The 6,121-nt window shown below is 43.2% G+C and carries 5 protein-coding genes; all 5 read right to left on the bottom strand.

Annotation, left to right across the window (positions count from 1 at the left end; all coding sequences use genetic code 11):
- Positions 1 to 568: 568 nt before the first annotated feature.
- A complete protein-coding gene (locus tag R7E29_RS10855) occupies positions 569 to 1,348 on the bottom strand; it encodes a phosphoadenylyl-sulfate reductase (RefSeq protein WP_005382748.1) in 780 nt (259 codons plus the stop codon).
- Positions 1,341 to 3,077: an assimilatory sulfite reductase (NADPH) hemoprotein subunit gene (gene cysI, locus R7E29_RS10850; RefSeq protein ID WP_005382750.1), complete on the bottom strand. Its 1,737-nt coding sequence runs from the start codon at positions 3,075 to 3,077 to the stop codon at positions 1,341 to 1,343. Before cysI ends, R7E29_RS10855 begins: the two co-directional genes overlap by 8 nt.
- The gene (locus R7E29_RS10845) at positions 3,077 to 4,948 is read right to left on the bottom strand and encodes an assimilatory sulfite reductase (NADPH) flavoprotein subunit (RefSeq protein WP_005381262.1); all 1,872 of its coding nucleotides are present in this window, start codon (positions 4,946 to 4,948) and stop codon (positions 3,077 to 3,079) included. Before R7E29_RS10845 ends, cysI begins: the two co-directional genes overlap by 1 nt.
- 117 nt (positions 4,949 to 5,065) lie before the next feature.
- Entirely contained in the window at positions 5,066 to 5,296 is a 231-nt protein-coding gene (locus R7E29_RS10840) for a hypothetical protein (RefSeq protein WP_005381264.1), read from the bottom strand.
- Between the two features lie 157 nt (positions 5,297 to 5,453).
- A complete protein-coding gene (locus R7E29_RS10835) occupies positions 5,454 to 6,113 on the bottom strand; it encodes a TIGR04219 family outer membrane beta-barrel protein (RefSeq protein ID WP_005381265.1) in 660 nt (219 codons plus the stop codon).
- Between the last annotated feature and the right edge of the window lie 8 nt (positions 6,114 to 6,121).

Raw genomic sequence — 6,121 nt, 5'->3', positions numbered from 1 at the left:
CTCAATGAATACTGAACATTACATAAGTAATGTTTGAATTGACTGTGCTGAATCTTTCGATTCAATGGTCACTTCGTTTCATTGAAACCTAATTTGATACCGAGGTATCTAATTGGATTATCATCAACGAGTGCCCACACAGATTGATAGGTCTATATTGTTAAAGAGCAACTCTTCTTTGTGATTGACATCACTTCGGAAGAGGCGGCCATTCTAGCGAGATAATTTATTGTGTCAAACACTTTCTTCAAATTATTTCGTTTTTCTTTTCAGCCTTATCAACTTCGCTTAACCCCTTGTGAGGCCTTGCCCTGTCGACGAGGAGGCATTATAGAGATCGCGCTCACATTGGCAAGTGTTATTTTTCAAAAATTGCAAAAATAATGGTTAAACGATGAGTTTTCGATCAAACCTTTATTTATTCAACTTTACCCCAAACTCTCACACAACTTATCCACAGAGTTGTTCTTTGAGGCGTGTTTTTTCAAGTACCATAAATAAAGAAAGCTGCTTTATTGCAGCTATCTTTATTAAACTTAACCTAAACTCTATTTAAAGAGCATTATGGCTATATGCCAGACCCATCTTGTTCAGAGCCATCATCTTCGTGTAGGCCACATTCTCGCTTTAAGCCAAAGAATCGAGTTTCTTCCTCTGACATTCCCGGCTCCCATTTACGAGTGGTATGTGTATCACCAACTGAAAGGTAACCTTCATCCCACAATGGGTGGTATTTAAGGCCGTGTTGTTCTAAGTAGTAATGAACGTCTTTATTAGTCCAATCAATTACTGGTAGAAATTTAAACACACCGTTCTGAATTGATAGAATCGGTAAACCTGCACGAGATTTACTTTGCTCTCGACGCAATCCAGAGAACCACGTTCCAACATTAAGTTCTTTTAACGCTCGACGCATCGGCTCAACTTTATTGAGCTTGTTGTATTTTTCAATTCCCTCTACGCCCTGCTCCCATAATTTTCCATATCGAGCTTCTTGCCAATTCGCACTTTCTTTGGCTCGATAAACTTTTAAATTTAGGTTGAGAGCATCTGTCAGCTCATCGATAAATCGGTACGTCTCAGCAAACAGGTAACCAGTATCGGTTAGAATGACGGGGATGTCCGCTTTGGCGCGAGTAACTAAATGAAGCATAACCGCGGCTTGAATACCAAAACTAGAAGAAACCGCGAACTCGCCTTCTAGATTATCTAAAGCCCACGCTACTCTCTCTTGTGCTGAAAGCTTTTCGAGCTCGACATTAATTTGAGCAAGACGGAGGATTTGCTCCGTCTTTGTTAATGTCAGTAACTCTGTGAGCTCCAGCTTGGATGCTACAGAATCAAGCATGAAAGTCCCTCTTTGATACGAGCACTTCTTGGATAATGCCAGCACGAATAGTGAAATCGCCAAAGGCTTCGCCTTCTTCACGCTCTTTCGACCATCGGGCCACCAGCAGATCAATCTCTTCTAAGATTTGCTTATCCGTGATGTTCTCTTTATACATTTTTGGTACTCGAGTACCGGCACGGTTACCACCTAGGTGCAAGTTGTAACGACCCGGCGCTTTGCCAACTAGACCAATTTCAGCCAACATTGCGCGACCACAACCATTTGGACACCCAGTTACACGCAAAATGATGTTGTCATTTTCTGGTAGGTTGTGCTTCTCCAGAATCCCCTCAACATCAGTAACAAACTGAGGAAGGAAACGTTCAGCTTCTGCCATCGCTAGCGGACAAGTTGGAAAAGCAACACAAGCCATTGAGTTCTTACGCTGTTCACTTACGCCGTCGTCCATTAAGCCATGTTCACGAGCGATCTTTTCAATCTTCGCTTTTTCGTTTTTAGGTACACCCGCAACAATTAGGTTTTGGTTTGCTGTCATGCGGAAATCGCCTTTGTGGATTTTGGCAATTTCAGCAACACCCGTCTTAAGTGGTTTACCTGGAAAGTCTAATAAGCGACCATTTTCGATGAAAAGCGCTAAATGATATTTACCATCAATTCCTTCTACCCAGCCAATACGGTCACCACGTTCTGTGAATTCATATGGACGGCTTTGCTCAAACTTAACACCAGCACGTTTCTCGACTTCCGCTTTAAAGACATCGCTACCTACACGATCCAATGTGTATTTGGTTTTTGCGTTCTTACGGTTTGAACGGTTACCCCAGTCGCGCTGAGTTGTTACTACAGCTGCGGCAACATCAAGTGTCTTGTCCAGCGGAATAAAGCCAAAGTCGTCAGCGCGGCGCGGATAAGTTGATGTATCGCCATGCGTCATCGCTAAGCCGCCGCCGACCAGGACGTTAAAACCAACCAGCTTGCCGTTATCTGCAATCGCTACGAAGTTGAGATCGTTAGCGTGTACATCTACGTCATTTTGCGGTGGGATAACCACTGTGGTTTTAAACTTACGTGGTAAGTAGTTCTTGCCTAGAATCGGTTCGTCTTCTTCTGTGCTTTCTACTTTTTCACCGTCTAGCCAAATCTCTGCATAAGCGCGCGTCTTTGGTAATAGATGCTCACTGATCTTCTTCGCCCATTCGTAAGCTTCTTGGTGTAACTCTGACTCCACTGGGTTAGTGGTACACAACACGTTACGGTTTACATCACCCGCGGTTGCAATCGAATCAATGCCAATACTGTTGAGCGTTTGATGCATCAACTTAATATTCGGTTTTAATACCCCATGAAACTGGAACGTTTGGCGAGTCGTCAGACGAATACTTCCATATAAAGAGTGCTCCGTTGCGAACTTGTCGATCGCTAACCATTGCGTTGGCGTGATGATGCCTCCAGGCATACGAGCACGAAGCATCACATTATGTAATGGTTCCAGTTTTTGCTTTGTGCGTTCATTACGGATATCACGATCGTCTTGTTGATACATACCGTGGAAACGAATTAACTGGAAGTTGTCGGCAGTAAAGCCACCTGTAATACGGTCCTGTAAATCTTGCTCAATAGTGCCACGTAATAAGTTGCTTTCTCGCTTCAGGCGCTCGTTATCAGATAGCGGCCCTAACTCTTCACCTAATACAACCTGCTTATTATTGTCCGTAGAAAAAGTCATTAGTAAACATCCCTCTGATAACGTTTCGCTTTACGTAGGTCATTAATAAATTGTTCTGCATCGTCACGCGGCATCTTGCCTTCTTGTTCAGCAACGATAACCAATGCGTCGTGCACATCTTTTGCCATACGCGTTGCATCACCGCAGACATAGATATAAGCGCCTTCTTGGATCCACTGCCACACTTGAGCTGCGTTTTCTAAGATGCGATGTTGTACGTAAACCTTTTCTACTTGGTCACGACTAAAGGCAACATCCAATCGGCTTAGTACTCCTGACTTGAGATACTTTTGCCATTCCACTTGGTATAAGAAGTCTTGAGTGAACGTGCGATCACCAAAGAACAACCAGTTTTTGCCTTCAGCATCACGGTTTTCACGTTCCTGAATAAAGCTTCGGAATGGTGCGATCCCTGTGCCAGGACCAACCATGATAATTGGAGTGCTATCATCTTCCGGCAGTTTAAAGTTGTTGTTATGCTCAACAAATACTTTAACTTCATCTCCCTCTTCGAGACGCTGTGCTAAGAAACTAGACGCTCCACCATATCGTTTTTCGTCGTTTTGTTCGTACTCAACCAAAGCAACCGTTAGGTGTACTTCTTCATCGACCTCTTCTTGGCTTGATGCAATAGAGTAAAGGCGTGGAGTAAGACGACGAAGCAAACCAATCAATTCATCTGCGGTTAACTTGGTTTTCTTTTCTGCCAGTACATCAACGATTTGAGTATTTGCAGAGTACTCGCGAAGCTTATCTTTATCTTCAACTAACTTTTGTAGCTTCTTGCTACCGGATAACTCGGCAAACTTTGTGATGAGCTGTGGGTTAGATGTTGTGATTTCATATTTACTCACGAGAGCACTGTGGATTGACAAGCTTTCACCATCAACGTCAACAGTCTCAACCCCAGACAAACCGACCTTACCAAGAATGGCATTTGCAAGTTCCGAGCTATTTTCAAACCACACACCTAGTGCATCACCTGGCTGATACGTTAAACCCGAGCCTTCTAAGTCGATTTCTATATGGCGAACGTCTTTTCCAGAGTCACGGCCCGTGATTTTTTGACTGGTCAGTAACGTCGCAGTGTACGGATTTTGTTTATTGTAAGGAGAGTGCGCAGTCGCAGCTTGACCCACAGGAAGTTGAACCACATCCGCTTCAGAGCCAGAAGAAAGTGTATCTTTTACCTTGTCTAACGCATTCTTACGCCATTCAGTTGCGGGGGCTTCATAATCCACATCGCAATCAAGACGCTCGATAAATGGAGTCGCGCCTAGCTTTGATAGGTAAGTGTCGAAGTCTTTACCGGTCTGACAGAAGAACTCGTAGCTAGAATCTCCCAATGCAATAACACCATATTGCAGGTTTGGCAGCTTAGGAGCCTTCTTCGATTGCAAAAACTCATGTAGCTCAATGGCATTGTCTGGCGCTTCGCCTTCGCCGTTAGTCGATGCCACAATAATGACATGCGTTTCTTTGGCTAAGTTTTTACCTTTGTAATCGCTTGCATCAAAAAGTTCGACTGCAATTCCTTCTGCTTTTGCTTCCTGTTCCAGAGCTTCAGCAACACCTTTAGCATTGCCCGTTTGGGAAGCAAAAATAATACTCAACTTACCTGCTGGCTTCGCTGATACGGCTGCCGTTGCTTGTGCAATTGGCGTTACCGCTGTGTTTGGTTGATTTTGAGCTAATCCCCAAAAATACCCACTGACCCAAGCAAGTTGCTGTGAAGACAACTCAGAGACAGTTTGTTGGAGTGAGCTAATTTGTTGGTCATTCAGAGGGCTTGCGATTGGAGGATTTCCTCCTTGCCCATTATTATCTTCAGACACATTCTTGTGAGAATACTCATTCTTTTGAAAAGACATTATCACGACATCCCTATTCATTGCGTGACGATAGAGTACCCACTCTCCTTAATAACAAGAAAGAATAGAAGTGAATGTTTTATAACTTTTTGGAAGTAAGAACGGCTTACTTTTTGCTCATCGATCTTCAATGCGGACTTGTTGAAAGCCTACTGCCATTGCCGATTTTGACGCAGTATCCAAATCTTCATAAAGACATTCTTCGCCGTGACTGTCCGTTAGAAAAACAAAACCACCGCGCGCATGTCTGAACTCTACAACCCAACCACCCTCTTGGATTGCAGGCTCAATAATCGCTTCGATAAGCTGATTTTCACGGAATAGATGTCTTAGTTCATTTATTGTCATCGCTATCCCTGTTTTAACTTTCACATTGCTCCTAGGTAAGCATGGTCTAAGTCAGCCAAATAGGGAGAAATTTCGATTAGATATAATGAAGTGATATAAAAAAACGCCGCTTATAAAGCGACGTTTTAAGTAAATCGAATATCTAACATGGCTGAGTTTAGAACGCGTATTCCGCACTCACAAAGAAGCCGTTAGCAAAAATAAACTCTTTCCCTAGATCCGACATGAATTTATCGGACTCTAAATCAATCACACGGTAACCTCCACGAAAAGCCAGTCGAGCTTTTTCGAGCGGTACATTGTATTGAACACCTGCCATGAAATCGGTGCTTTTGATACCTTTGTTGTCACCAAAGTTTATCTCACCAATCACATCAAAGTTTGTATCCGGAACTTGAATTTCTGCGTAACCATACCAAGCCCAAATCAGCTCATCAAATTCTTCTACACGCCTGCTTGAGCCAGCATCAATGTATTTAGTGTCACTTAAATTACTAAACGTGAGACCCGCATCAAAGTGCAATAAATCATGCTCTAGAACGTGGTAATACAAGGTTAAATCGAGCTTATCGAACCCCATGTAATCCGCATCAACACTTGAGTAACGAAGGCGCGCATTAGGGACGTATTTAACATCATGTTCAATCGCCGCGTAAAAAGTGCCTGCGGTACTGCTATCTCGTCTCACTTCATTAACTTTAGTGTCGGCAGCCCATACCTCTGCGCCGACTTTTGTCGATACAGAGTACTCTGCAAAAACAGGAAAAGATACTGCCAACGATAATGCCGTTAAAGCGATGTTCGCTTTATTTGTCATGTAGTATT

The sequence above is a fragment of the Vibrio sp. Vb1729 genome (genome assembly GCF_033338655.1).
Classification (GTDB): domain Bacteria; phylum Pseudomonadota; class Gammaproteobacteria; order Enterobacterales; family Vibrionaceae; genus Vibrio; species Vibrio alginolyticus.
This window is presented reverse-complemented; position numbering and strand designations above follow the sequence as displayed.